The organism is Streptomyces luteireticuli (assembly GCF_041519305.1).
Lineage (GTDB): Bacteria > Actinomycetota > Actinomycetes > Streptomycetales > Streptomycetaceae > Streptomyces > Streptomyces luteireticuli.
In genome coordinates, this window is the sequence record NZ_CP167927.1 from 4262390 (window position 1) to 4284475 (window position 22086).

Annotated in this window: 23 protein-coding genes and 1 tRNA gene; 9 read left to right on the forward strand and 15 right to left on the reverse strand. The window is 72.1% G+C overall.

The genetic code is table 11. The features are described 5' to 3' along the window. Positions 1–4: 4 nt before the first annotated feature. From dnaJ to dnaK, 3 genes are read right to left on the reverse strand one after another with little or no spacing between them, the layout of a single operon-like run. On the reverse strand, positions 5–1177 hold the full coding sequence (gene dnaJ, locus AB8735_RS18885; RefSeq protein WP_344018544.1) for a molecular chaperone DnaJ: 1173 nt from the start codon (positions 1175–1177) through the stop codon (positions 5–7). Between the two features lie 54 nt (positions 1178–1231). Beyond that, the gene (gene grpE, locus AB8735_RS18890) at positions 1232–1870 is read right to left on the reverse strand and encodes a nucleotide exchange factor GrpE (protein ID WP_344018542.1); all 639 of its coding nucleotides are present in this window, start codon (positions 1868–1870) and stop codon (positions 1232–1234) included. Beyond that, a complete protein-coding gene (gene dnaK, locus AB8735_RS18895) occupies positions 1867–3726 on the reverse strand; it encodes a molecular chaperone DnaK (protein ID WP_344018540.1) in 1860 nt (619 codons plus the stop codon). Before dnaK ends, grpE begins: the two co-directional genes overlap by 4 nt. Positions 3727–4011: 285 nt before the next feature. Here dnaK and AB8735_RS18900 point away from each other — a divergent pair, with 285 nt between their 5' ends. From AB8735_RS18900 to AB8735_RS18910, 3 genes are all read left to right on the forward strand, one after another. Further along, positions 4012–6285: a 4Fe-4S dicluster domain-containing protein gene (locus AB8735_RS18900; protein WP_344018538.1), complete on the forward strand. Its 2274-nt coding sequence runs from the start codon at positions 4012–4014 to the stop codon at positions 6283–6285. A 156-nt stretch (positions 6286–6441) separates the two neighbouring features. Next, complete coding sequence (locus tag AB8735_RS18905; RefSeq protein WP_344018674.1) at positions 6442–7410, forward strand: Yip1 family protein; 969 nt, start codon at positions 6442–6444, stop codon at positions 7408–7410. A gap of 128 nt (positions 7411–7538) precedes the next feature. Continuing rightward, entirely contained in the window at positions 7539–8915 is a 1377-nt protein-coding gene (locus AB8735_RS18910; protein WP_372408551.1) for a fibronectin type III domain-containing protein, read from the forward strand. 61 nt (positions 8916–8976) lie between these two features. Here the strand turns inward: AB8735_RS18910 and AB8735_RS18915 are convergent, their stop codons facing one another. The 3 genes from AB8735_RS18915 to AB8735_RS18925 form a co-directional block, all read right to left on the reverse strand. Beyond that, positions 8977–9474, reverse strand: coding sequence for a phosphoribosyltransferase (locus tag AB8735_RS18915; RefSeq protein WP_199891868.1), 498 nt, complete (start codon positions 9472–9474; stop codon positions 8977–8979). Between the two features lie 20 nt (positions 9475–9494). Then, positions 9495–10070: a dCTP deaminase gene (gene dcd / locus AB8735_RS18920; RefSeq protein ID WP_344018532.1), complete on the reverse strand. Its 576-nt coding sequence runs from the start codon at positions 10068–10070 to the stop codon at positions 9495–9497. An 83-nt stretch (positions 10071–10153) separates the two neighbouring features. After that, positions 10154–10282 (reverse strand): hypothetical protein, encoded by a 129-nt coding sequence (locus AB8735_RS18925; RefSeq protein ID WP_344018681.1) that lies wholly within the window; start codon positions 10280–10282, stop codon positions 10154–10156. A gap of 305 nt (positions 10283–10587) precedes the next feature. Between AB8735_RS18925 and AB8735_RS18930 the strand changes: the two genes are divergently transcribed. Beyond that, a tRNA-Gly gene (locus AB8735_RS18930) sits at positions 10588–10658 on the forward strand. Between the two features lie 45 nt (positions 10659–10703). Here AB8735_RS18930 and AB8735_RS18935 read toward each other — a convergent pair. After that, positions 10704–12110, reverse strand: coding sequence for a helix-turn-helix domain-containing protein (locus AB8735_RS18935; protein ID WP_372408553.1), 1407 nt, complete (start codon positions 12108–12110; stop codon positions 10704–10706). 306 nt (positions 12111–12416) lie between these two features. Here AB8735_RS18935 and AB8735_RS18940 point away from each other — a divergent pair, with 306 nt between their 5' ends. Next, positions 12417–12962, forward strand: coding sequence for a DUF4232 domain-containing protein (locus AB8735_RS18940; RefSeq protein WP_372408554.1), 546 nt, complete (start codon positions 12417–12419; stop codon positions 12960–12962). A gap of 55 nt (positions 12963–13017) precedes the next feature. Here the strand turns inward: AB8735_RS18940 and AB8735_RS18945 are convergent, their stop codons facing one another. Then, complete coding sequence (locus tag AB8735_RS18945; RefSeq protein WP_372408555.1) at positions 13018–13983, reverse strand: helix-turn-helix transcriptional regulator; 966 nt, start codon at positions 13981–13983, stop codon at positions 13018–13020. Positions 13984–14105: 122 nt separating this feature from the next. On the opposite strand from AB8735_RS18945, the gene AB8735_RS18950 reads away from it, so the two are divergent. Then, positions 14106–14684, forward strand: a complete 579-nt coding sequence (locus AB8735_RS18950; RefSeq protein WP_372408556.1) for a TIGR03086 family metal-binding protein — start codon at positions 14106–14108, stop codon at positions 14682–14684. Between the two features lie 29 nt (positions 14685–14713). Here the strand turns inward: AB8735_RS18950 and AB8735_RS18955 are convergent, their stop codons facing one another. Continuing rightward, entirely contained in the window at positions 14714–14914 is a 201-nt protein-coding gene (locus tag AB8735_RS18955) for a YegP family protein (RefSeq protein ID WP_344028378.1), read from the reverse strand. Positions 14915–15090: 176 nt separating this feature from the next. Between AB8735_RS18955 and AB8735_RS18960 the strand changes: the two genes are divergently transcribed. Further along, positions 15091–15387 carry a DUF1330 domain-containing protein gene (locus tag AB8735_RS18960; protein ID WP_372408558.1) on the forward strand — a complete coding sequence of 99 codons (297 nt, stop codon included), beginning with the start codon at positions 15091–15093 and terminating at the stop codon, positions 15385–15387. Here AB8735_RS18960 and AB8735_RS18965 read toward each other — a convergent pair whose 3' ends face one another. Next, entirely contained in the window at positions 15388–16581 is a 1194-nt protein-coding gene (locus AB8735_RS18965; RefSeq protein ID WP_372408560.1) for a PucR family transcriptional regulator, read from the reverse strand. 179 nt (positions 16582–16760) lie between these two features. Between AB8735_RS18965 and AB8735_RS18970 the strand changes: the two genes are divergently transcribed. Next, positions 16761–17675 (forward strand): SGNH/GDSL hydrolase family protein, encoded by a 915-nt coding sequence (locus AB8735_RS18970; RefSeq protein WP_372408561.1) that lies wholly within the window; start codon positions 16761–16763, stop codon positions 17673–17675. A 19-nt stretch (positions 17676–17694) separates the two neighbouring features. Here AB8735_RS18970 and AB8735_RS18975 read toward each other — a convergent pair whose 3' ends face one another. From AB8735_RS18975 to AB8735_RS18990, 4 genes are all read right to left on the reverse strand, one after another. Further along, positions 17695–18411 carry a nucleotidyl transferase AbiEii/AbiGii toxin family protein gene (locus AB8735_RS18975; RefSeq protein WP_372408563.1) on the reverse strand — a complete coding sequence of 239 codons (717 nt, stop codon included), beginning with the start codon at positions 18409–18411 and terminating at the stop codon, positions 17695–17697. A gap of 96 nt (positions 18412–18507) precedes the next feature. Next, positions 18508–18903: a rodlin gene (locus tag AB8735_RS18980; RefSeq protein ID WP_372408564.1), complete on the reverse strand. Its 396-nt coding sequence runs from the start codon at positions 18901–18903 to the stop codon at positions 18508–18510. A gap of 172 nt (positions 18904–19075) precedes the next feature. Next, on the reverse strand, positions 19076–19468 hold the full coding sequence (locus AB8735_RS18985) for a rodlin (protein ID WP_372408566.1): 393 nt from the start codon (positions 19466–19468) through the stop codon (positions 19076–19078). 272 nt (positions 19469–19740) lie between these two features. Then, positions 19741–19965 carry an acyl-CoA carboxylase epsilon subunit gene (locus AB8735_RS18990; protein WP_372408568.1) on the reverse strand — a complete coding sequence of 75 codons (225 nt, stop codon included), beginning with the start codon at positions 19963–19965 and terminating at the stop codon, positions 19741–19743. Between the two features lie 421 nt (positions 19966–20386). Between AB8735_RS18990 and AB8735_RS18995 the strand changes: the two genes are divergently transcribed. Beyond that, positions 20387–20962 carry a TetR/AcrR family transcriptional regulator gene (locus tag AB8735_RS18995; protein ID WP_372408569.1) on the forward strand — a complete coding sequence of 192 codons (576 nt, stop codon included), beginning with the start codon at positions 20387–20389 and terminating at the stop codon, positions 20960–20962. 21 nt (positions 20963–20983) lie between these two features. Here the strand turns inward: AB8735_RS18995 and AB8735_RS19000 are convergent, their stop codons facing one another. Beyond that, a complete protein-coding gene (locus AB8735_RS19000) occupies positions 20984–21685 on the reverse strand; it encodes a ScbR family autoregulator-binding transcription factor (protein WP_344028405.1) in 702 nt (233 codons plus the stop codon). Positions 21686–22086: the final 401 nt, after the last annotated feature.

Genomic DNA, 22086 nt, shown 5'->3' on the forward strand with positions numbered 1-22086 from the left:
GCGGTCACGCTCCCTTCGCTGCCTGGAACAGCTCTGCGCGCGGGTCCTCACCCGCCGTCGCCTCGCGGAAGGACTCCAGGGCGTCCCGGGCCTTGTCGCTGAGATCCTTCGGCACGGTCACCTCGACGGTGACCAGCAGGTCGCCGCGGGTGCCGTCCTTGCGCACCGCGCCCTTGCCGCGGGCGCGCATGGTGCGGCCGTTGGGCGTGCCGGGCGGGATCCGCAGGGTGACCGGAGGTCCGCCCAGGGTGGGCACCTTGACCTCGCCGCCGAGCACCGCCTCCGCGAAGGTGACCGGCACCGTGACGGTGAGGTTGTCGTCCTTGCGCCCGAAGACCGGGTGGGAGCCGACGTGGACGACGACGTAGAGGTCGCCGTTGGGACCGCCGCGCTCGCCCGGGGCGCCCTTGCCGCGCAGCCGGATCCGCTGGCCGTCGGAGACGCCCGCGGGGATCCGGACCTGCATGGTGCGCGACGAGGTGGCCCGGCCGCTGCCCTTGCAGACGTCGCAGGGGTTCTCGGGGATCAGCCCGCGCCCCTTGCAGTCGGGGCAGGGGTCGGTCATCGAGAAGCCGCCGCCCGCGCCGCGCGACACCTGGCCGGTGCCGACGCAGGTCGGGCAGACCCTGGGCGTGCCGTTCTTGTCGCCGGTGCCGGAGCAGGCCTTGCAGGCCGCCGAGGAGGACATCCGCAGCGGGACGGTGGCCCCGTCCACGGCCTCGGTGAAGCTGAGCGACACCTCGGACTCGATGTCCTGGCCCCGGCGCGGCTGGGTGCGCGTCCCGGCGCCGCCGCGGTTGAACAGGCCGCCGAAGACGTCGCCCAGGCCGCCGCCGCCGAAGCCGCCGGCTCCCGCCCCGCCCTGGGCGCCCCCGAAGAGGTCGCCCAGGTCGAAGTTGAAGGAGCCGCCGGCGCCCGGCCCGGGGCGGAAGCCCCCGTTGCCGAAGAGCGCCCTGGCGTCGTCGTACTCCTTGCGCCGCTTGGCGTCGGCGAGGACGTCGTAGGCCTCGGAGATCTCCTTGAAGCGCTCCTCGGCCGCGGCGTCGCCCTTGTTGGCGTCCGGGTGGAACTCGCGGGCGAGCTTCCGGTACGCCTTCTTGATCTCCGCCTCGGTGGCGTCCTTGGAGACGCCGAGGGCCTTGTAGTAGTCCTTCTCCAGGAAGTCCTTGGTACTCATCCCCGGCGTCCCTCCTCCCTGTCCGAACAGTGCCTACGGTCGTGCGTCATCGCGTCAGCCCTCGTCCGGGCCACCGCTCTCCTCGTCGGACTCGCCCTCGCCCTTGCCGGACGCGGCGCCCGGCTGCGGCTCGGCGACCGCGACCCGCGCCGGGCGGATCGTACGCTCGCCGATCCGATACCCCGGCTGCAGGATCTGCACGCACGTGGTCTCGGTGACGTCCGGCGCGTAGCTGTGCATCAGCGCCTCGTGGATCAGCGGGTCGAAGGGCTCGCCCTCCTTGCCGAACTGCTGGAGGCCCATCTTCGCCACGACCGTCTCCAGCGACTCGGCGACGGACTTGAAGCCGCCGACGAGCTCGCCGTGGTCACGGGCGCGGCCGATGTCGTCGAGCGTGGGGAGCAGCTCGGACAGGAGGTTGGCCTGGGCCACCTCCTTGACCTGCACCCGGTCCCGCTCGACCCGGCGGCGGTAGTTCTGGTACTCCGCCTGGAGCCGCTGGAGGTCCGCGGTCCGCTCGTTGAGCGCGGCCTGGGCCTGGTCCAGCTGGGCCTGGAGGCCCACCTCGACCAGCTCCTCGCCGGCCGGGGCCGCGCCCGCCTCCTCGGCGGGTGCGGCGCCCTTGTCGTCGGCCGGCTTGCCGGAGGGAGTGCCTTCAGGCTTGTCGTCGAAGCCCGGGGTCTCCTCCGTCACGCCGACGCACCGCCCTTCGGCTTCTCGTCGTCCACGATCTCGGCGTCGACGACGTCGTCCTCGGCCTTGGCCTGCTGCTGGCCGCCGGCCGCACCCGCGGCACCGGCCGCGCCCTGGGCACCCTGGGCGTCGGCGTACATGGCCTGGCCGAGCTTCTGGCTGACCGCGGCGACCTTCTCGGACGCCGTGCGGATCTCCGCGGTGTCCTCGCCCTTCAGCTTCTCCTTGAGCTCGGTGACGGCGGTCTCGACCTCGGTCTTCACCTCGGCCGGAACCTTGTCCTCGTTGTCCTTGAGGAACTTCTCCGTCTGGTAGACGAGCTGCTCGGCCTGGTTGCGGGTCTCGGCGGCCTCGCGGCGCTTGTGGTCCTCCTCCGCGTACTTCTCGGCCTCCTCGCGCATGCGGTCGACCTCGTCCTTCGGCAGCGAGGAGCCGCCGGTGACGGTCATCTTCTGCTCCTTGCCCGTGCCGAGGTCCTTCGCGGCGACGTGCATGATGCCGTTGGCGTCGATGTCGAAGGTGACCTCGATCTGCGGGACGCCGCGCGGGGCCGGCGGGAGGCCGGTCAGCTCGAACATACCGAGCTTCTTGTTGTACGCCGCGATCTCGCGCTCGCCCTGGTAGACCTGGATCTGCACGGACGGCTGGTTGTCCTCCGCCGTCGTGAAGATCTCGGAGCGCTTCGTCGGGATCGTGGTGTTGCGCTCGATCAGCTTGGTCATGATGCCGCCCTTGGTCTCGATGCCGAGGGACAGCGGGGTGACGTCGAGCAGCAGGACGTCCTTGACCTCGCCCTTGAGGACACCGGCCTGGAGCGAGGCGCCGATGGCGACGACCTCGTCCGGGTTGACGCCCTTGTTGGCCTCGCGGCCGCCGGTCAGCTCCTTGACGAGCTCGGCGACGGCGGGCATACGGGTCGAGCCGCCGACCAGGACCACGTGGTCGATCTCGGAGAGGGCGATGCCCGCGTCCTTGATGACGTTGTGGAACGGGGTCTTGCAGCGCTCCAGCAGGTCCGCGGTCAGCTGCTGGAACTGGGCGCGGGTGAGCTTCTCGTCCAGGTGCAGCGGGCCCTCGGCGGAGGCCGTGATGTAGGGCAGGTTGATCGTGGTCTCGGTGGACGAGGAGAGCTCGATCTTGGCCTTCTCGGCGGCCTCGCGGAGGCGCTGGAGGGCCATCTTGTCCTTGGACAGGTCCACGCCGTGGCCGTTGGCGAACTGCTTGACCAGGAAGTCGACGACGCGCTGGTCCCAGTCGTCACCACCGAGGTGGTTGTCGCCGTTGGTGGCCTTGACCTCGACGACGCCGTCGCCGATCTCGAGCAGCGAGACGTCGAAGGTGCCGCCGCCGAGGTCGAAGACGAGAATGGTCTGGTCGTCCTTGTCGAGGCCGTAGGCCAGCGCGGCGGCCGTCGGCTCGTTGACGATGCGCAGGACGTTGAGGCCCGCGATCTCGCCGGCCTCCTTGGTGGCCTGGCGCTCCGAGTCGTTGAAGTACGCAGGGACGGTGATGACCGCGTCCGTGACCTTCTCGCCCAGGTACGCCTCGGCATCCCGCTTCAGCTTCTGCAGGATGAAGGCGCTCATCTGCTGCGGGTTGAAGTCCTTGCCGTCCAGGTTGATCTTCCAGTCGGTGCCCATGTGGCGCTTGACCGACCGGACGGTCCTGTCGACGTTGGTCACGGCCTGGCGCTTGGCGACCTCGCCGACCAGCACCTCGCCGTTCTTCGCGAAGGCCACGACGGACGGCGTGGTCCTGGCGCCCTCGGCGTTGGTGATGACGGTGGGCTCACCGCCCTCGAGAACACTGACGACGGAGTTCGTCGTACCCAGGTCGATGCCGACCGCACGTGCCATGTCGATTCCTCCAGCTGACTTGAGTGGAACAGGCTCAAGGGTGCAACACGGAAGCCATGGTGTCAACGGAGCTGAGTCGAGGGGGCTCAACTCTCGTGCGCCCAAGATCGGCAAGGAGGGCGCCCCGAGGGCGGAGAGGGCGGTTCTGAGGCTTGCCTGCGCGACGCAGATCACCGGCGCTGCGGGTATGGCGCGCGGCCGGGAGTGAGTAGTCTCGTACGGACTGGATAAGTTACCGGTTAGTAATCCCGCAATCCCGCTCTCGCAGGTCCGAGGAGCCCTCCCATGCAACTCGCCGCGATCATCGTGTCGCTGGTCCTCATCGCGGTCGGCGTCGCACTGTTCGGCCGTGCCATCCTGCAGATCTACCAGCACATGCGGCTCGGCCAGCCGGTGCCCAAGGGCACCCGCACCGACGACCCCAAGCAGCGCACGGTCACGGTGGCCAAGGAGTTCCTCGGCCACACCCGGATGAACCAGTGGGGCACGATCGGCGTCGCGCACTGGGGCGTGGCGGTGGGCTTCTTCGCACTGCTGCTGACGATCCTCAACGCCATCGGCCAGCTCTTCAAGGCCGACTGGCTGCTGCCGATCATCGGCGACTGGCTGCCGTGGGAGCTCTTCGTCGAGTTCTTCGCCACGATCACCACCCTCGGCATCCTCACCCTGATCGTCGTCCGGCAGCTCAGCAAGCCGGGCAAGCCCGGCCGCAAGTCCCGCTTCGCGGGCTCCAACTTCCGCCAGGCCTACTTCGTCGAGGCCGTCATCCTCATCGTCGGCGCCTCGATCATGACGCTGCGCGGCCTGGAAGGCGCCCAGCACGGGGTGGAGAGCTACGAGGCCGGGTACTTCGCCTCGTACCCCCTGGTCGCGGCCTTCCGGGGGCTGAGCGTCGGCACGCTGCAGAACGTCACCTACCTGGTCGCCATGATCAAGATCGCGACGTCCTTCATCTGGATGATCACGATCTCGCTGAAGACCGACATGGGCGTGGCCTGGCACCGCTTCCTGGCCTTCCCCAACATCTGGTTCAAGCGCGAGTCCAGCGGTGATGTCGCGCTGGGCGCACTGCAGCCGATGGTCAGCAAGGGCGAGCCGATCGACTTCGAGGACCCGGCCGAGGACGCGGTCTTCGGTGTCTCGAAGATCGAGGAGTTCTCCTGGAAGGGCCTGCTCGACTTCTCCACCTGCACCGAGTGCGGCCGCTGCCAGTCGCAGTGCCCCGCCTGGAACACCGGCAAGCCGCTCTCCCCCAAGCTCATGATCATGGCCCTGCGCGACCACGCGCACGCCAAGGCGCCGTACCTGCTCGCCGGCGGCGGCAAGGACGCGGAGGGCAATGAGCAGGCCACCGAGGAGCAGCTGAAGAACGTCCCCGCGGCCGCGCTGGCCGAGGCCGAGCGCCCGCTCATCGGGACCCTGGAGGAGAACGGCGTCATCGACCCGGACGTCCTGTGGTCCTGCACCACCTGCGGCGCCTGCGTCGAGCAGTGCCCGGTGGACATCGAGCACGTCGACCACATCGTCGACATGCGCCGCTACCAGGTGATGATCGAGAGCTCCTTCCCGTCCGAGGCGGGCACGATGCTCAAGAACCTGGAGAAGAAGGGCAACCCCTGGGGCCTGGCCAAGAAGCAGCGCCTGGCATGGACCAAGGAGGTCGACTTCGAGGTCCCGGTCGTCGGCAAGGACGTCGAGGACCTCACCGAGGTCGACTACCTCTACTGGGTCGGCTGCGCCGGCGCCCTGGAGGACCGCGCCAAGAAGACGACCAAGGCTTTCGCGGAGCTCCTGCACATCGCGGGCGTCAAGTTCGCCATCATGGGCGGCGAGGAGGCGTGCACCGGCGACTCGGCCCGCCGCCTCGGCAACGAGTTCCTCTTCCAGCAGCTCGGCCAGCAGAACGTCGAGATGCTCAACATGGCCTTCGGCGAGGACTCCGAGGACGAGTCCACGAAGAAGCCCAAGGCCAAGAAGAAGATCGTCTCGACCTGCCCGCACTGCTTCAACACCATCGCCAACGAGTACCCGCAGCTCGGCGGCGAGTACGAGGTCATCCACCACACGCAGCTGCTCCAGCACCTCATCGACGAGGGCAGGCTGATCCCCGTCACCCCGGTCGAGGGTCTGATCACCTATCACGACCCCTGCTACCTGGGCCGCCACAACAAGGTCTACACACCGCCGCGCGAGATCATCGCCAAGGTGCCGGGCCTGCGGAACGAGGAGATGCACCGCCACAAGGAGCGCGGCTTCTGCTGCGGCGCCGGCGGCGCGCGCATGTGGATGGAGGAGCGCATCGGCAAGCGCATCAACAACGAGCGCGTGGACGAGGCCCTGTCCCTCAACCCCGACATCGTCTCCACCGCCTGCCCGTTCTGCCTCGTCATGCTGACCGACTCGGTCAACGGCAAGAAGAACGAGGGCAAGGCCAAGGAGTCGATCCAGGTCGTGGACGTCGCCCAGCTCCTGCTGGATTCCGTCAGGACCCCCGTCGAGCCCGAGGGGGACGGCGAGACGGCCGACGCTCCGGAGCCGGACCCCGAGCCGGTGAAGTAACGCCGGCCGGCACGGTACGACGAGCCCCGGGGCATCCGCCCCGGGGCTTTCCCTTAGGGGTTGTCACAGCTCGGCAGCAAGCGGGCCCGGGAGGCCCCCGCCCGGCACCACCACCCCCCGGGAGCGGGTACGTTCGAAGGCGTGGCTGGATTCAGGATGGGACGCGGCGGGGACTCGAACGAGCCCGACGCCGCGCGGCGAGGACAACACCCGGGGCAGCAGGCCCCGTACGGCGGCCCCGCGTACGGCGGGGGCCCGGGCCCCGGTCACGCGCCCGGCGGCGGCTACGGCGGCGGGCAGGGCGGTGCTCCGCAGCCGCAGTGGCAGGCCCGCCCCGGCGGCCGGGACGAACCGGAGTACTTCGGCGGGGGCCAGCAGTACCACCAGCCCCCGCAGCCGCCCGCACCACAGGCGCCGTACGACCCGTACGGCCGCCCCGGGGACAGCCCCGGGCACACCCAGCAGTTCGGCATCGGCGACGCCCCGGACGCGTACGGCTCGCACGACGGCCGCGACGGACAGGGCGACGACGGCTACGGCGACGCGCAGACCTACGGCGGCCAGGCGCCCGCCCCGCCGTCCGGGCCCCGGTTGCACTGGAAGGACCTGCTGACGGGCATCGTGCTGCGCCCCTCGGCCACCTTCTGGCAGATGCGCGACCACGCCATGTGGGGCCCCGCGCTGATCGTCACCTTCGTCTACGGCCTGCTCGCGGTCTTCGGCTTCGACAAGGCCCGCAAGGACGTGCTCAACGCGACGCTCGCCAACAGCTTCCCGCTGGTGCTGACGGCCGGCGCCCTGGTCCTGGTCTCCGCCCTGATCATGGGCGCGGTCACCCACACCCTGGCCCGCCAGCTGGGCGGCGACGGCCTGTGGCAGCCGACCATCGGCCTCTCGATGCTGATCATGTCGATCACGGACGCGCCGCGGCTGGTGCTCGCCTTCTTCCTCGGCGGCGACAACACCCTGGTGCAGCTGCTCGGCTGGGCGACCTGGCTGCTGGCGGGCTATCTGCTCACCTCGATGGTGAGCAAGTCCCACGACCTGCCCTGGCCCCGGGCGCTGGGCGCCTCGGCGATCCAGCTGGTCGCCCTGCTGTCGCTCATCAAGCTCGGCACGCTGTAGCCCGCTGCCATCGGCCGTACACGGAGGGCCCCGGACGTGACGCGTCCGGGGCCCTCTGGCACGATCACCACGGCGTCCCCCCACATCCCTTGCGCCACTGGTTTCTGGTTTCGCAGCAAGGACCCTGCATGATCCGACGCATCGCCGTACGCCGCGCCCCGGCGGCGGCCCTCGTCCTCACCTCCGCCGCCCTCGGCATCGCCGTGCCGGCCGGCGCCGCCCAGGCGGCGCCCGTGACCTGCGCGCCCGGTGTCTGGAAGGCGGAGTTCTTCCCGAACACGACCTTCCGCGGCACCCCGAAGAAGACCGCCTGCGACAACGCCATCGCCGAGAACTACGGCACCGGCGCCCCCGCCGGCCTCCCCCGCGACAACTTCGGCGTCCGCTGGACCACCACCCGCGACTTCGGCTCCGGCGGCCCCTTCGCCCTCACCGCCGAGGCCGCCGACGGCATCCGCGTCTACGTCGACAACGTCCTCAGGATCGACCTGTGGAAGGACGTCGCGAAGACCCGGAAGAAGACGGTCAAGGTCACCGTCCCCAAGGGGAAGCACACCCTCCGGGTCAACTACGCGGCCTTCACCGGCCCCGCGAACGTGAAGTTCACCTACACCCCCCTCACCGGCAAGGCCGACGACAAGGTCAAGCCGCTGGCCCCGGCCCGGCCGAAGGCGATGTACGACACCGCATCCGGCAAGACCACGCTCACCTGGGCGAAGAACAACGAACTCGACCTCGCCGGCTACCAGGTCCACCGCCGCGCCGCGTCCGGCCCCTGGACGGTCGTCAGCGGCAAGAAGCCGCTCACCGGCACCTCCTTCACCGACCGCCCGAAGGCCGACGGCACCACCTACGCCTACGCCGTCACCGCGCTCGACAAGGCGGGCAACATCTCCGCCCGCTCCGCCGAGGCGAAGGTCACCACCCCGGTACCGGTCCCGGCCGTCCCGGCCGCGCCGACCGGCCTGACAGTGTCGGGCGACTATCTGGAGGCCGGGCTGACCTGGGCGAAGAACGGGGAAGCGGATCTGGAGGGCTACCGGCTCTGGCGCCGTGACCCGCAGCACGACTGGCGGCTCGTCCTGACGACGCACGGGACCTCGGCCACCGATGTGCCCCCGGCCGACGGCACCACCTACGAGTACGCCGTCAGCGCGGTCGGCGTCCGGGGCCAGGAGTCACCGCGCTCCGCGCCGGTCTCCTTCACGTCCGTGGACAGCCGTCTGCCCCAGGCCCCGCTCGACCTCGCGGTCTTCGACGTCCCCCGGGGAGCCGCCCTGTACTGGCGGACCCGTGACGACGCCACGCACTTCCGCATCTACGTCCGGGACGAGGGCCGCCCCGACTTCACCTACCTCGGCTCCGTCAAGGGCAAGGACCTGAAGTTCGTGGACTGGACGCTCCGGCCCGGCGTGACGCGGAGCTACTGCATCACCGCCGTGAACGACCAGGGCGTGGAGTCCGGCCGCAGCAACGTCGTGCGCAGCGGCGAGGAGCCGTCCTGACGCACGGCACGCAGGACGGCCGAGGGCCCCGGCTCTTCCGAACCGGGGCCCTCGTGGACCGTCACGCGTCGAGGACCTGGCCCTCGCGCCGCACCACCGGCGGCTCCACGCTCCACGGGAAGTTGATCCACTCGTCGGTGCGCTTCCAGATGTACTCGCACTTCACCAGCGAGTGCGACTTCTCGTAGATCACCGCGCTGCGGACCTCGGCCACGTGCTCCAGGCAGAAGTCGTGCACCAGCTTCAGCGTCTTGCCGGTGTCGGCGACGTCGTCCGCGATCAGCACCTTCTTGTTGGAGAAGTCGATCGCGTTCGGCACCGGCGCCAGCATGACCGGCATCTCCAGCGTCGAGCCCACGCCCGTGTAGAACTCGACGTTGACCAGGTGGATGTTCTTGCAGTCCAGCGCGTAGGCGAGGCCGCCGGCGACGAAGACACCGCCGCGCGCGATGGACAGGATGATGTCCGGCTCGTAGCCGTCGTCCGCGATGGTCTGCGCCAGCTCACGGATGGCCTGCCCGAAGATCGGGTAGGTCAGGTTCTCGCGGATGTCACTCACTGTTGCTCGCCTTGCTCTGCTCAGACCTGGGTGCGGTGGAAGTTCTGGAAGGACCGCGAGGGCGTCGGCCCGCGCTGGCCCTGGTAGCGGGAACCGTGCTTCGCGGACCCGTACGGGTGCTCGACCGGCGAGGTCAGCCGGAACATGCACAGCTGGCCGATCTTCATGCCCGGCCAGAGCTTGATCGGGAGCGTCGCCATGTTCGACAGCTCCAGCGTCACGTGCCCGGAGAAGCCCGGGTCGATGAAACCGGCCGTGGAGTGCGTCAGCAGCCCGAGCCGGCCGAGGCTGGACTTGCCCTCCAGCCGCGAGGCGACGTCGTCGGGGAGCGTGATGACCTCGTACGTCGAGGCGAGCACAAACTCGCCCGGGTGCAGGATGAACGCCTCGTCCTCCTCCGGCACCACCTCGCGCGTGAGGTCCGCCTGCTCCACGGCGGGGTCGATGTGCGGGTACCGGTGGTTCTCGAACACCCGGAAGTAGCGGTCCAGCCGTACGTCGACGCTCGACGGCTGCACCATCGACGCGTCGTACGGATCGATCTTCACCCGCCCGGCGTCGATCTCGGCCCGGATGTCCTTGTCTGAGAGAAGCACGGGTCGAGGATACGCGGAGACGGAGCACGGCGCGGGCCCGGTCCGAGGGGACCGGGCCCGCGCCGCCGTTCACCGCCTTATGATCAACGCTTCTGGTGCGCCACCGGCACCGAGTGACGGAGCCGGGCGCAGCGCGGGCAGCGCAGCAGCCGCCCGGGGCCGAGCCGCCCGGCACCGAGGTTCTGCATCGGGAACGAAGCGGTGCTGAACACGTGCCCTTCGGCACAACGAACGACGGTGCGCTCCATCGAGTCCCTTTCCCCTGGACGTGAAAGACAAAAGCCACATTAGGGGATGTATAGGACTTGCTCCTACGCGGCACTCCCGCCACCCCCCGGACCGGCTGTCCGCGCCACACGGTACGCCCCAACTCCCGTCCCCCACGCCCGCATCCCCCTCCCGTACTCGCCCCTTCCACACCACCCCCGCAAGCAGAAAAGGCCCCCCGCGACAGATGCGCAGGGAGCCTCGGATGGGGTACAGTGTGCGACGATGCGACGCCTTGAGGGGCGTCCTCGCGGGCGTAGTTTAATGGTAGAACATGAGCTTCCCAAGCTCAGAGCGCGAGTTCGATTCTCGTCGCCCGCTCTTCACGGAAACCCCGGGCCGGTCGGCCCGGGGTTTCTTTGTGCTCTACCCCGGCCGCTCCTCGTTGCGGACCCAGACGCGGTCGGGGCCGGCGTAGAGGTAGTCCCGGCGCCCCTCGGTGGCGCTGGTGCGGAACGGACGGCCGCCGCGGTCGCCGATGGTCGTCGTGCCGTGCCGGTCGCCGCTGCTCCACTCGAGTTCGAGGTAGTAGGAGCAAGCGCAGCCCGTGGTGCGGGCGTTGACCCGCAGCACCCGGGGGTCGACGGCGGAGACCGAGATCGGGAAGTCGACGGCGGGCGTCGGCCTGTCCTCCCGTTCCCCGGGGACCGCCCTGACCAACGGGCGTTCGGCGTCCAGGTTGACGGCGAAGGACGCAGGAACGATTCCGCCGCCACAGCCGCCGCCGGTCGAGAAAACCTTCCAGGGAAGCGGCCCCCGGCCCCCTCCCACCTTGCGCACATGCAGGGCCCGCAGCACGACCGCCGACCTCGAACGGCCCTGCACCGTCAGCTCGATCTGCGACTCGTCGCCGTCGACGGCACCCTCCGCGGCGGCCCAGCCGGGCATGTCCTGGCCGAGCGGTGGCGGCGGCACCTTCGAAGCGTCCTTGTCGACGAGGAAGTTGTGATGGCAGGGGGAGTCCCAGGCCTGGGTGCGGGCGGTCACGGTGAACGGGTCGGCTTCGCCGGCGGAGTCCTTGTCCTTGTCCATGTCCTTCCCGTCCCGGGAGGGCGTACGGCTCGGTCCGGCGGAGCCGCCGCCCTTCGTGCCGGTGTCCGGTAAGTCCGCGGGATTTTCCGGGCCGTTGCCGGGGGAAGGGACACGGGCGTCCCCGTCCTCGGCGGACTTCCCGCCGGCGTCACCGGCGGGCGCGGACGGGTGCGGAGACGCACCGTCCGTCCTGCCCGGCGCGCTCGGCATATGCGTCGTCGGGCCCGTGCCCGGCCGCGCCCCGTCGCGACGCCGTTCTTCGGGCGACGCGGCGTGGAACGTCACGGCCAGGGTCGTGAGGACGGAGACGACCACGGCCACCGCCACGGCCGCGACGGAGCGGTGCCACGGCCTCGGCGGCCTCCTCCCGTCCGACTCCCGTCCGGGAGGGGACGGTTGCCGGTCGTCGGGTGCCGCGGCGGCGCCCGGCCCGTCCGCCGGCTCCGCCGTGACCGGAGCGGCTTCCGGCGGACCGGCCGCCTCCGCCGCGCCCTGTCCCTTCCGCCCCCTCGCCGCGTCCGCCAGGATCCACGCGCGGTGCACCGCTGCCCGCTCCTCCGGCGTCGCCCCGCAGAGCCGGACGAACCGTTCCACCGGCGCGAAGTCCGTCGGCACGGCATCGCCCCGGCAGTAACGGTGCAGCGTGGACGTGCTCATGTGCAGGCGTCCCGCCAACGCGCCGTAGCTGCGCCCGGACCGCTCCTTCAACGCGCGCAGCAACTCCGCGAAGTCGCCCGTCATGTTCCCCGCCCCCACCGGTCCAGCCCCTCTCCTCCCCGGTGACCGACGCTCGACGCATCCCGCACCGGCGTCCCAGGGCACATCCGTTCCCGCAGCTGAGACGCGTAATCGGCATCCCACCGTTCCCGATGTCCCCACGGCCGTTGCCCCGGCCGGACCCCGCCCGGCAGCGTGGTGCCCACCGGACGACGGCCGCGGCCCCACCGCCCATCGAGGCGTCCGCTCCCCCTCGCCCCCCACGGACCGTGACGAGCGCGGGACCGTCCACCGGCACCCAGCCACCAGCACGCAGAAAGGCACGACTCCATGAACGCCAAGACCACCACCGTGGCCCGCTTCGCCGCAGCGGCGGCCGCCGCGACCGCCCTCACGTTCGCCTGCGCCCAGGCCGCCGGCGCCGCCCCCGCGACGCCGAAGGCGGACCGGCAGCCCGTCCCGTGCACGGCGAGCAACACCAAGGTCACCGTGACCCCCGTCTCCCGCCCCCTCAACCACCTGCTGCTCACCGCCACCAACACCGGCAGGACGGCCTGTGCCGCCTACCACGCGCCGGCGCTGCGCTGGGACGCCGACCAGCAGGCCCCCGTCACCGTGCTCCGGGACAGCAAGCCGCAGGCCGTGGTCACGCTCAAGCCCGGCCAGTCCGCGTACGCCGGCATCATGAGCGAGTCCCCCGACGGCAGCGGCACTCACGGGCACCCCGTCTCCGGCATCGACGTCTACTTCACCGACGCCTCCGACGAGGGTTCCGTGGGCGGCCCCGCGCGGCCCAAGATCCCGGGCACGTACTTCGACGACTCGGCCTGGGTCACGTACTGGCAGAGCTCCGCGGAGCAGGCCCTCTCCTACTGACGCCGGCCGCCCGCCTCCCCTGCACGGCCTCGCGGGGGAGGCGGGCGCCCTTCGTTCAGCGTTCCGCCGCACCGCCGTACAACGCCGCCGCCTCCGCCGCCGCCCGGGCCAGGTCCTCGCGCACCTCGTCCGGGCCGGTCACCTCCACGTCCCCGCCGTACGCCAGCAGCGCCCGCGCCGCGCCGGGCGCGGGGAAGGCGAACTCGACCGTCGCCGGGTCGCCGCCCGTCGGCGGTCCCGTCAGCTGGTGGCCCCGCAGCCGCAGCAGCATGTCGAGGCGGGAGCGGCGCACCCGGGCCGTCACGAGGACGTCCGTCGGCCGCTGTTCGACCTCGCGACGCAGCACCTCCCACACGTCGGCCAGCTCGACGCCCTCCCGGCGGCGCACGGCCGCCGGGGTGACGGTCACGGAGACCACGCGGTCCGCGCGGAAGAGCCGGGGTCGGCCGCGCCGGTCGGCGACCAGGTACCAGACGCCCGCCTTGGCGACGAGGCCGTAGGGGTCCACCGTGTAGGTGCGCGGCTCCGTGGTGCCGCCGTGGCGGTAGCCCAGCCGCAGCCTCCGGTCGGCGAAGACGGCGTCGTGGAGTTCGCCGGGGCCGGTGTCGGGTGCCGGGCCGGGCATCCAGCGCACCGGGTCGACGAGGATGCGGCGGCTGGTCGCCTCGGCGGCCGGGCGGTGCGGTGCGGGCAGGGCGGCCATCACCTTGCGCAGGGCGGAGCCGAGCGCCCCGTCCAGGCCGAGGGCCGCGTGGGCGCCGCCCTGGGCGGCGAGGACGAAGAGGGCGCGGGCCTCGTCGGCGGTGAGCCCGGTGACGTCGGTCCGGTAGCCGGGGAGCAGGGCGATGCCGCCGTGCCGGCCGCGCTCGGCGTAGACGGGGACGCCGGCGGCGGAGAGGGCCTCGACGTCGCGGTAGATCGTGCGGACGGACACCTCCAGCCGCCGTGCCAGTTCGGCGGCGGGCACCCGGCCGCGGGTCTGGAGGAGCAGCAGGACCGACAGCAGCCGATCGGACTTCACCGTTCCCCGCCCCTTCCGGAAGTTTCTGAAGCCCGCCGGAAAACCTGACGGCAGGTGTCAGCTTATGCGCGAAAACTCTGTCGTGCCCGCTCACGGAGATCACCGACGGAGGAACGACCCCCATGGACACCACGACCGACCCGCGCCCCCTTCTCACCCGCGCCTCGGGCCAGTTGGCCCGGCTGATCGCGGCCGTTCCCGCCGAGCGGCTCAACGGCCCCACGCCGTGCGAGGAGTTCGACGTACGCGCCCTCCTCGGGCATCTGGTCGGCGGGGCGGACGCGGCCTCCGCCATCGGCGAGACCGGGACGAGGGGCGTGCTCACGCCGGCCTCGGACATCCCGGACAACGGCTGGACCGCCGCCTACGACGCGGCCCGGGCCCGGCTGACGGCGGCCTGGGCGGACGACACGAAGCTCGACATGCCGCTGACCATGCCGTGGGGCGCGATGCCGGGCCGGGCCTATCTCTTCTCGGGGTGCGTGCTGGAGATGGCCGCCCACGCGTGGGACCTTTCCCAGGCCCTCGGCTCCCCGTTCCCGCTCGACCAGGAGCTCGCGGAGTGCGCGCTGGAGTGGGCCCACCGGGCGCTGCCGGCCGAACGGCGCGGCGAGGGCGTGCCGTTCGCCCCGGTGCGGCCCGCTCCGGAGGGGGCGGACGCGTACGTGCGGCTGGCGGCCTGGCTGGGCCGCGCGGTCTGACCCGCCCCCGCGCGCGGCCCGGCCCGGGGTCAGTGCTTCTCGGTCTCCGTGCGCGGGACTTCCTTCACCTCCGCGGTCGGCGCGTTCCGTTTCACGGACTCGATGCCGTTCTGGCAGGCGGCCTTCGAGTTGTACGCCTCGCCGACGGCGATGATCTCGCCGTTGCCCGCCTTGAGCCGGTACCGGTACTTGCCCGCCTTGTCCTCGTACATCTCGAACTTTCCAGCCACGGTGCCTCCAGGTGCAGGGTGCGGTCGTCCCTTCCAGAAACGCACTCCCGCCGCGCGGCGGCAGCGCCGGTGCGCCGTCCGGGTGACCCGCGGCGCCGCGTACGGCGCGGCGGTGCGGCTGTGCGACGGACCCAAGTGACGGGCGGGCCGCGGGAGTCGGGGGCTACCGTGACGCCGTGACCGTCTACGCGATAGCGCAGCTGACCATTCACGACCGGGCCCGCTACGAGCGGTACGCGGCCCGTTTCCTGCCCGTGCTGGAGCGGTACGGCGGGCGGCTGCTGGCGGCCGACGAACGGCCCGCGGTCGTGGAGGGGGAGTGGGAGCGCGAGAAGGTCGTGCTCATGGCCTTTCCCGACCGGGACGCGTTCGAGCGGTGGGCGGGCTCGGCCGCGTACCGGGAGATCTCCCGCGACAGGACCGCTTCCACCGAGGGCGTCGTGCTGCTGGTCCGGGGCGTCGGGCCCGGGTGATCAGCTCTCGCCCGGGAGGAGGCGGAGGGCGCAGAGGGCGACGGCCAGGTCCGCGACCGCGCGGGGGTCGGCCAGGGACCGGCCGGTGAGCTCCTCCAGCCTGCGCAGGCGGTAGCGGACCGTGTTGGGGTGGCAGTACAGGAGGCGGGCGGCCGCGGCGGCCGAGCCCCCGGCGGAGAACCAGCGTTCCAGGGTGTCCAGCAGGCGCTCGCGTTCGGGCGGCGGCAGGGCGCGGACCCGGGCGAGGACGGCGCCGGCGACGCGCCCGGCCTCCTCCGGGGCCGCCGCGACCAGCAGGGAGACGGGGCTCTCGGCGAACCGGGCCACGCCCGGGGCCCGCCCGGCCGTCCCGGCCAGGGCGAGGCGGGCCAGCCGCAGGGCCCGGGGTGTCTCGTGGAGCGGCCGGTAGGGCGGACTGACGCCGACGCGGGAGGCGGCGGCCCGGCCGAGGACGCGCAGGGCCGCCTCCTCGGCGTCCGGGGCGCGGAGCGCGACGACGCCGACCTGGAGGCCGGGCAGCAGGCGCCAGGCCGAGCGGGCGCCCTCGGCCCGGAGGCGGGATTCGATGCCGGGCAGGGCCTCCCGCCCGGGGGCGGGCACCTCGGCGGCCACCACGACGAACGGCCCCTCCGTGGGCAGCCCGAGCGCGTGGGCCGCCTCCCAGAGCGTGGTGCGGTCGGTGAGCAGCCCGGTGAACAGGGCCTCGACCAGGGCGGACCGCTCCCGTTCGCGCTGCAGCGTCAGCTCCGTCGCCGCCTCGCGGTACGCGTCCCCGGACGCCGCCGCGAGCCCCTCCCTGACCCACCACGCGGCCAGCGCGGTGACGCTCTCCACGGTGACGCCGTCGGCGCCGCTGACCTCGCCGGCCAGCGCCGACCAGAGGTACTCGGACCCGACGCGGTAGGCGTGCAGCAGCTCGGCCAGCGGGATCCCCCGGCGGGCGCCGTCCCGGCCGGTCCGCCGGGCCGACTCCATCCCGGCGCCGTCCCCGTGGGCCAACTGCCCCAGCACCAGCTCGGCGTTGCGCCGGCACGACCCGAGGAGCTCGTCGTCGGGGACGCGTTCCTCGCTGCCGTAGTACGCCACTTCGGCCCGTATCCGGCGGGCCATGCCCTCCGCGAGGGCGGGCGCGCGGGCCAGCAGCGCGGCCGCGGCGGGGGCGACCTCGGACGGAGGATCCGGTGCGCTGCTCATGACGGGCAGGTTACAAAGCCGCGCCGGTTCACGGGGGTTGTTGTGCGCGAGGACAACGGGGCGTCCGCGATTCCGGTGCTCCGGCACATGGCTCGGGGGTCGATGCGCCACGACGATACCGGCAACGTTACCGGCCGGTTTCGTCCCACCGTTCCCCTCGCCCTCCCCCAGGAGGAACCGTGCCCAGAGCCGCATCGACGAGCACCAACCACCGCCCGGGACGGCGGCGTTGGCGCTCCGCCCTCACCGGCGGCGCCCTCCTCGCCACCGCCCTCGCACCCTGGGCGGCCCCGGCCCGCGCCGCGGACGGGGCCGCCACCGGCCCGTACGTCGCACTCGGGGACTCCTACGCCGCCGGCGCCGGGATCCCCGCCGCGTCCGGCGGCCTGTGCCTGCGCTCCGACCACAACTACGGCCATCTGCTGGCCGCGGACCTCCGCACCTCCGCGTACCGGGACGTGACCTGCGCCGGCGCCAAGGTGAGCGCGCTGAGCGCGGCCCAGACCGATGCCGGCATACCCGTCAACGGGCCCCAGCTGGACGCCGTTTCACGTGAAACCGGCCTCGTCACCCTCACCGTCGGCGGGAACGACCTCGGCACCTCGGACCTCGGGTTCGTGGACGCCGTGGCCCTCTGTACGGCCCTCGCCCCGACGAACCCCTTCGGCGCGCCCTGCCGCGACCACTACAAGGACACCCTCGGCACCCGCCTCGACGCCGCCGCGCCCCGGCTGACGCAGGCGCTGCGGACGATCCGCGAACGGGCGCCGCACGCCCGGGTGCTGGTGGTCGGCTACCCGTCGGTGATCCCCGCCGACGCGAAGCGGTGCCTCGGCAAACTGCCGGTCACCACCGGCGACATCACCTATCTGCGGTCCGTCCTCGGTGAGCTCAACTCCATGGTGTCCCGCGCCGCAACGGCCGGCGGTGCCACCTACGTCGACACCCTGGGCCCGACGGAGGGCCACGACGGCTGCTCGGCCGAACCCTGGATCGAGAGTCTCCTCCCGGCCTCGCCCACCCTGCCGCTGCACCCCAACACGACCGGCGAACGTGTCATGGCCGACGCGGTGCTGCGCACCCTCGGCCGCTGATCGCGCCACCGTCCGGGAGTCAGCCCTCCGGGTCGCGCCCGTCCTCGTACGGCGCCTCCTCGACGATCCGTTCGCCGAGGTCGTCGGCCCACTGCTGCGCCCAGCGGCGCAGCCCCGCGACGGCCTCCTCGTCGAGGCCGTGGGCGGCGAAGGCCCGGTCGTCGATCCACTCGGCCCCCTCCAGACGGGCCCGCAGATCGGTGAGGTCGAAGCCGTCGGGACCGCGTGCGTGCCGGCGGCCGAACTCCTCCAGTTCGGCCGCCGGCCAGCGGGCGGAGGCACCGTGGACGTCGACCAGGTCGCGGGCCAGCCCCCGCTCGGCGAGGGCCCGCACCCGGGTGCCCACGACGTCCTCGACGGCGAGGACGGGGCCGAGCCCGGTGACGACCGGCGGGCGCCACATCGTCTCCTTGAGGAGATCGAGCGGGCACTCCTCGTCGGTGTCGGGGCAGGTGACCCGCAGCCGCGCGGAGAGCGGCCCGGTCTCCACGTCGCGCACCCGCCAGCCGCGCTCGCGGAGCCCGGTCCGGACGCCGGCGGCGATGTCCGCCATCGCGGCCTGCGACTCGGTGGCGAGGGTCACCCCGACGCTCGCCCGGTCCGTCAGCCCGTGCACCCGCATCGCGTATCCGCCGGCGAGGACGAGCGCGTACGGCGAGCCGACGGACATGGCGTCGGCGATCAGCCGGCGGTGCGTCCCGGGCAGTTGGTCCGGCGCGCCGGTGGCGGTGGGCATGCCTCCATTGTCCCGTAGGGCGGCGTGCCGCGCGGCGCACGCGAAGCCGCCCCCGGGTGGTCCCGGGGGCGGCCGTGGGTGCCGCGGATGTACCCGTCAGTCGTTGAGCGAGCCGTTGCCCGAGATGATCGCGAAGTCGTCGATGAGGTGCGACAGCGGGTCGTCGCCGTCGTTGATCGTCGAGTTCTCGGTGCACATCTGCTGCTGCTGCGAGGACAGGATCGGCACGTCCTGGACGCCGATGTTGATGAGCGCCAGCACCGACTGCAGACCGAGCTTGCCGATGGCGATGCAGGGCTTGTTGAACGAGCCGTTGATCAGGCCCATCTGGGGGCTCATGTAACCGCCGGTGTAGGTGTTGCCGTACATCTGGACGGCTTGGTTGGCGTTGGCGACGTCGCCGCCGCCGGGTCCGGCTGCCAGTGCGGGGGCTGCGGATGCGCCGATTGCCGACGCCGTCAGTGCGGCCGTGGCCACTACCTTCTTGATCACAATAATTCCTTCGCTCTGGTCGGTTTACGAGCGCTACTTGCCCAACCCGTCCGGCCGGGGGAAGTCATCGGTTTTCATTCATTCGGCCCAGAAAATTCCTCGGCACACGGAAACCCCCTGCCGCGGGTCCCGCACACCCGCCGCAGGGGGAATCCCGTGCTCGCTTCCGGGATCAGCCGTTGGCCGAACCGTTGCCCGAGATGATCGCGAAGTCGTCGATGAGGTGCGACAGCGGGTCGTCGCCGTCGTTGATCGTCGAGTTGTCGGTGCACTGCTGCTGCTGCTGCGAGGTGAGGATCGGCACGTCCTGGACGCCGATGTTGATGAGCGCCAGCACCGACTGCAGACCGAGCTTGCCGATGGCGATGCAGGGCTTGTTGAGCGTGCCCTGGATCAGGCTCATCTGCGGGCTTTCCTTGCCACCGGTGTGGGTGTTGCCGTAGCCGGTCTTCGCGCCGTTGGCGTTGGCCACGTCCTGGTCGTTGCTGAGAGCCATTGCCGGGGCGCTGACGGCGCCGACCGTGGAGACCGTCATGACGGTCGTCGCGAGTACCTTCTTGAGCACGTGATTAGCCTTTCGATCGTGTAGCGCCCCCACTGAGAAAGCGATCTGAACAACTCCCGCCCCGGAAGAGAGGTTCCGGGCTTTCACTCATTCGAGCCAGTGTGGCGAAGCGCTCGAACGGGAAATTTCCAGGAATGCCGTCGGTACGAAAAGCGGCTGGTCCTCGCGCATTCTTTGGGGCGATGCAGTCCGGGGCGGTGCAGCCCGGTGCGGCGCAGTACTGCAATCCGAATTGCGGAAGGAAATTCCGGCGGCCCGGCCGGCCCCTCGGCTCAGCCGGTCCGGTGCCGCCAGCTGATCGGCGAGGCGAAGCCCGACGGGCGCCAGTGGGCCGGGGTGCGCAGCAGACCGTGGGCGGAGAAACCGGCGGGCAGGGCGACGCCCGCACCCGCCACGGCGCAGGCGAGGAGGATCGCGGTCACCGCGGCGAGTTCCTCGTGGCCCGCGGCTCCCCTCTCGACCCGGACGAGCGGGTCCGCCGGGAGCGGGTCGGTCATGGCGTTCCACCCTCCCTGCCGGTGCGCCCCTCCACCATCCCCGGCGGCGGCACCGGGGGCACTCCGGTACGTCCGAACGGGTGATGGGCCCGCCGGAGGGCGGATCCCGCATCCGGATGAACCGCCCCGCGCGCCCGCCGGGGGCGGGGGTCCGGCCGGGCGCGCGGGCGGCGGCCCCGGGGCACGTCATCTCCCGGTCAAATGCGGTGACTTGCCGCGAACGACGGCGTGCGGCGGCCCGGTACGCCACTGCCGGGGCGGTCCGGGTGCGTTCACACCCTTGACGTCCACCGGGCGTGCGGCGCAGGGAAGTTGTGACGGCACTGCCGAGCATGGAGGGCCGAGGGCACGACAGCACGGGCACGACGGAACGAAGGCACGGCGGAACAAGGCACGCGGAACGAAGGAGAGCAGGGACCACATGGGCAGCACCCCCCACACGCGCAGGAGCGACACCCGGGAACGCATCCAGCGCACCGCGCTGGATCTCTTCGTCGTCCGCGGGTACGAGAAGACCTCCCTGCGGGAGATCGCCGAGCAGCTCGGGGTCACCAAGGCGGCGCTCTACTACCACTTCAAGACGAAGGAGGACATCCTCCGCGCCATCTCCGACCAGGTCGGCGGGCCCGTGGACGAGCTGATCGACTGGGGCGAGGCCCAGCCGCCGACGCCGGAGACCAAGCGCGAACTGCTGTGCCGCTACAGCGAGAAGCTGCGCGGGGCGGTTCCGGTGTTCCGCATCCTCCAGGAGAACCAGGCATCGCTGCGGGCCCTGGACATCGGCGGGCGGCTGCGGGAGCGGGTGACACGGCTGTCGCGGCTGATGCGGGCGGGGGACGAGGGGCTGGACGCCCAAGTGCGCTTCTCCAGCGCGCTGTTCACGGTCCACTTCGGGGCCCTGGCCCTGGACGACGTCATGGGCGACCCGGAGGAGAAGCGTCTCGCCACCCTGGCCGTGGCACTGGAGGTGCTGGGGACGGCCGCCGCCGGCCGGTGACGGCGGGTGCGCCGGGCCCCGTCAGCCCACGGCGACGGGGGCGAAGGCCGGCGGCGGCCCGGCGGCCCCGGTGGCGCACAGCCGTTCGGCCTCGGCGAGCGCCCGGGCGCCGCGGCCGGGGGCCATGTCGAGGCGGGCCAGCACGGAGGGGACGGCGATGCTGGGCATGATGTGCTCGTAGAGGGCGATGGCCCGGCGTTCCAGGTCGGCGCGGCCGGTGACGGCCTGGGACATGGTGCTGACCCCGGCGTACGCGCCGACGATCAGCTCCGCGGTGTCGGCCGGGACGACGTGCGGCAGCACCTCGCCACGCTCCTTGCCCTCGGCCAGGACCCGGACGTGCAGCCGGGTCCAGCCCTGGAAGGGGCCGCTGCGGTTGAGGTTCGCCGAGCCCTGCTCCAGGGTGAGCCGGACGCTGCCGCGCAGCAGCGGTTCGTCCACCATCCGGTGCGCGAACACCAGGCCGAGGTCCACGAGTTGCTGCATCCGGGAGGTCACCGGGGGCTCGGGCAGCCGCGGCGCCTCGACGAGCTGGGCGTCTATCACGGCGTGCGCGAGCTCCTCCTTGGAGGCGAAGTGGAAGTAGAGCGCGCCCTTGGTCACCTCGGCGCGGGAGAGGATCTCGGTGATCGTGGCCGCCTCGTAGCCCCGTTCGTCGAAGACCACCGCGGCCGCTTCCAGGATGGTCCGGCGGGTTCTGATCGCCCGGTCCTGCTTCGCCACGGTCCGCCTCCGAATCGATAGCCGCCCCCGCGGTGCGGCGGCGCCGGCGATGCCACCCGAACCGAACCGCCGCCGGAACCAAACCGACGCGGACGATTCCCCGCCACCGCGGGCGCCCGGCCCGCCCGACGAGCCTACGCAGCCGGGCCCCGTCGGCGGAGGACGGCGAACCGGCCATGTCCGGCGCCCCGCGGCGCACCCCGCCCACCTCGGACCTTGCCGGACAGGCACAGGGCGGGCGGCGGGCGGACGGGCCGCCGGCGGGGGAAGGCGGCCCTCCGCCCGGCCGAAAGCCACCCGTGGGCGTGCCGGGGACCGGGGATCACGGCAAACCGGACGGTATGCATCCGACTTGGGCCGTGCCGGAGCCGTGCTCTCAGGGCTGGATGTTGCCGATCATG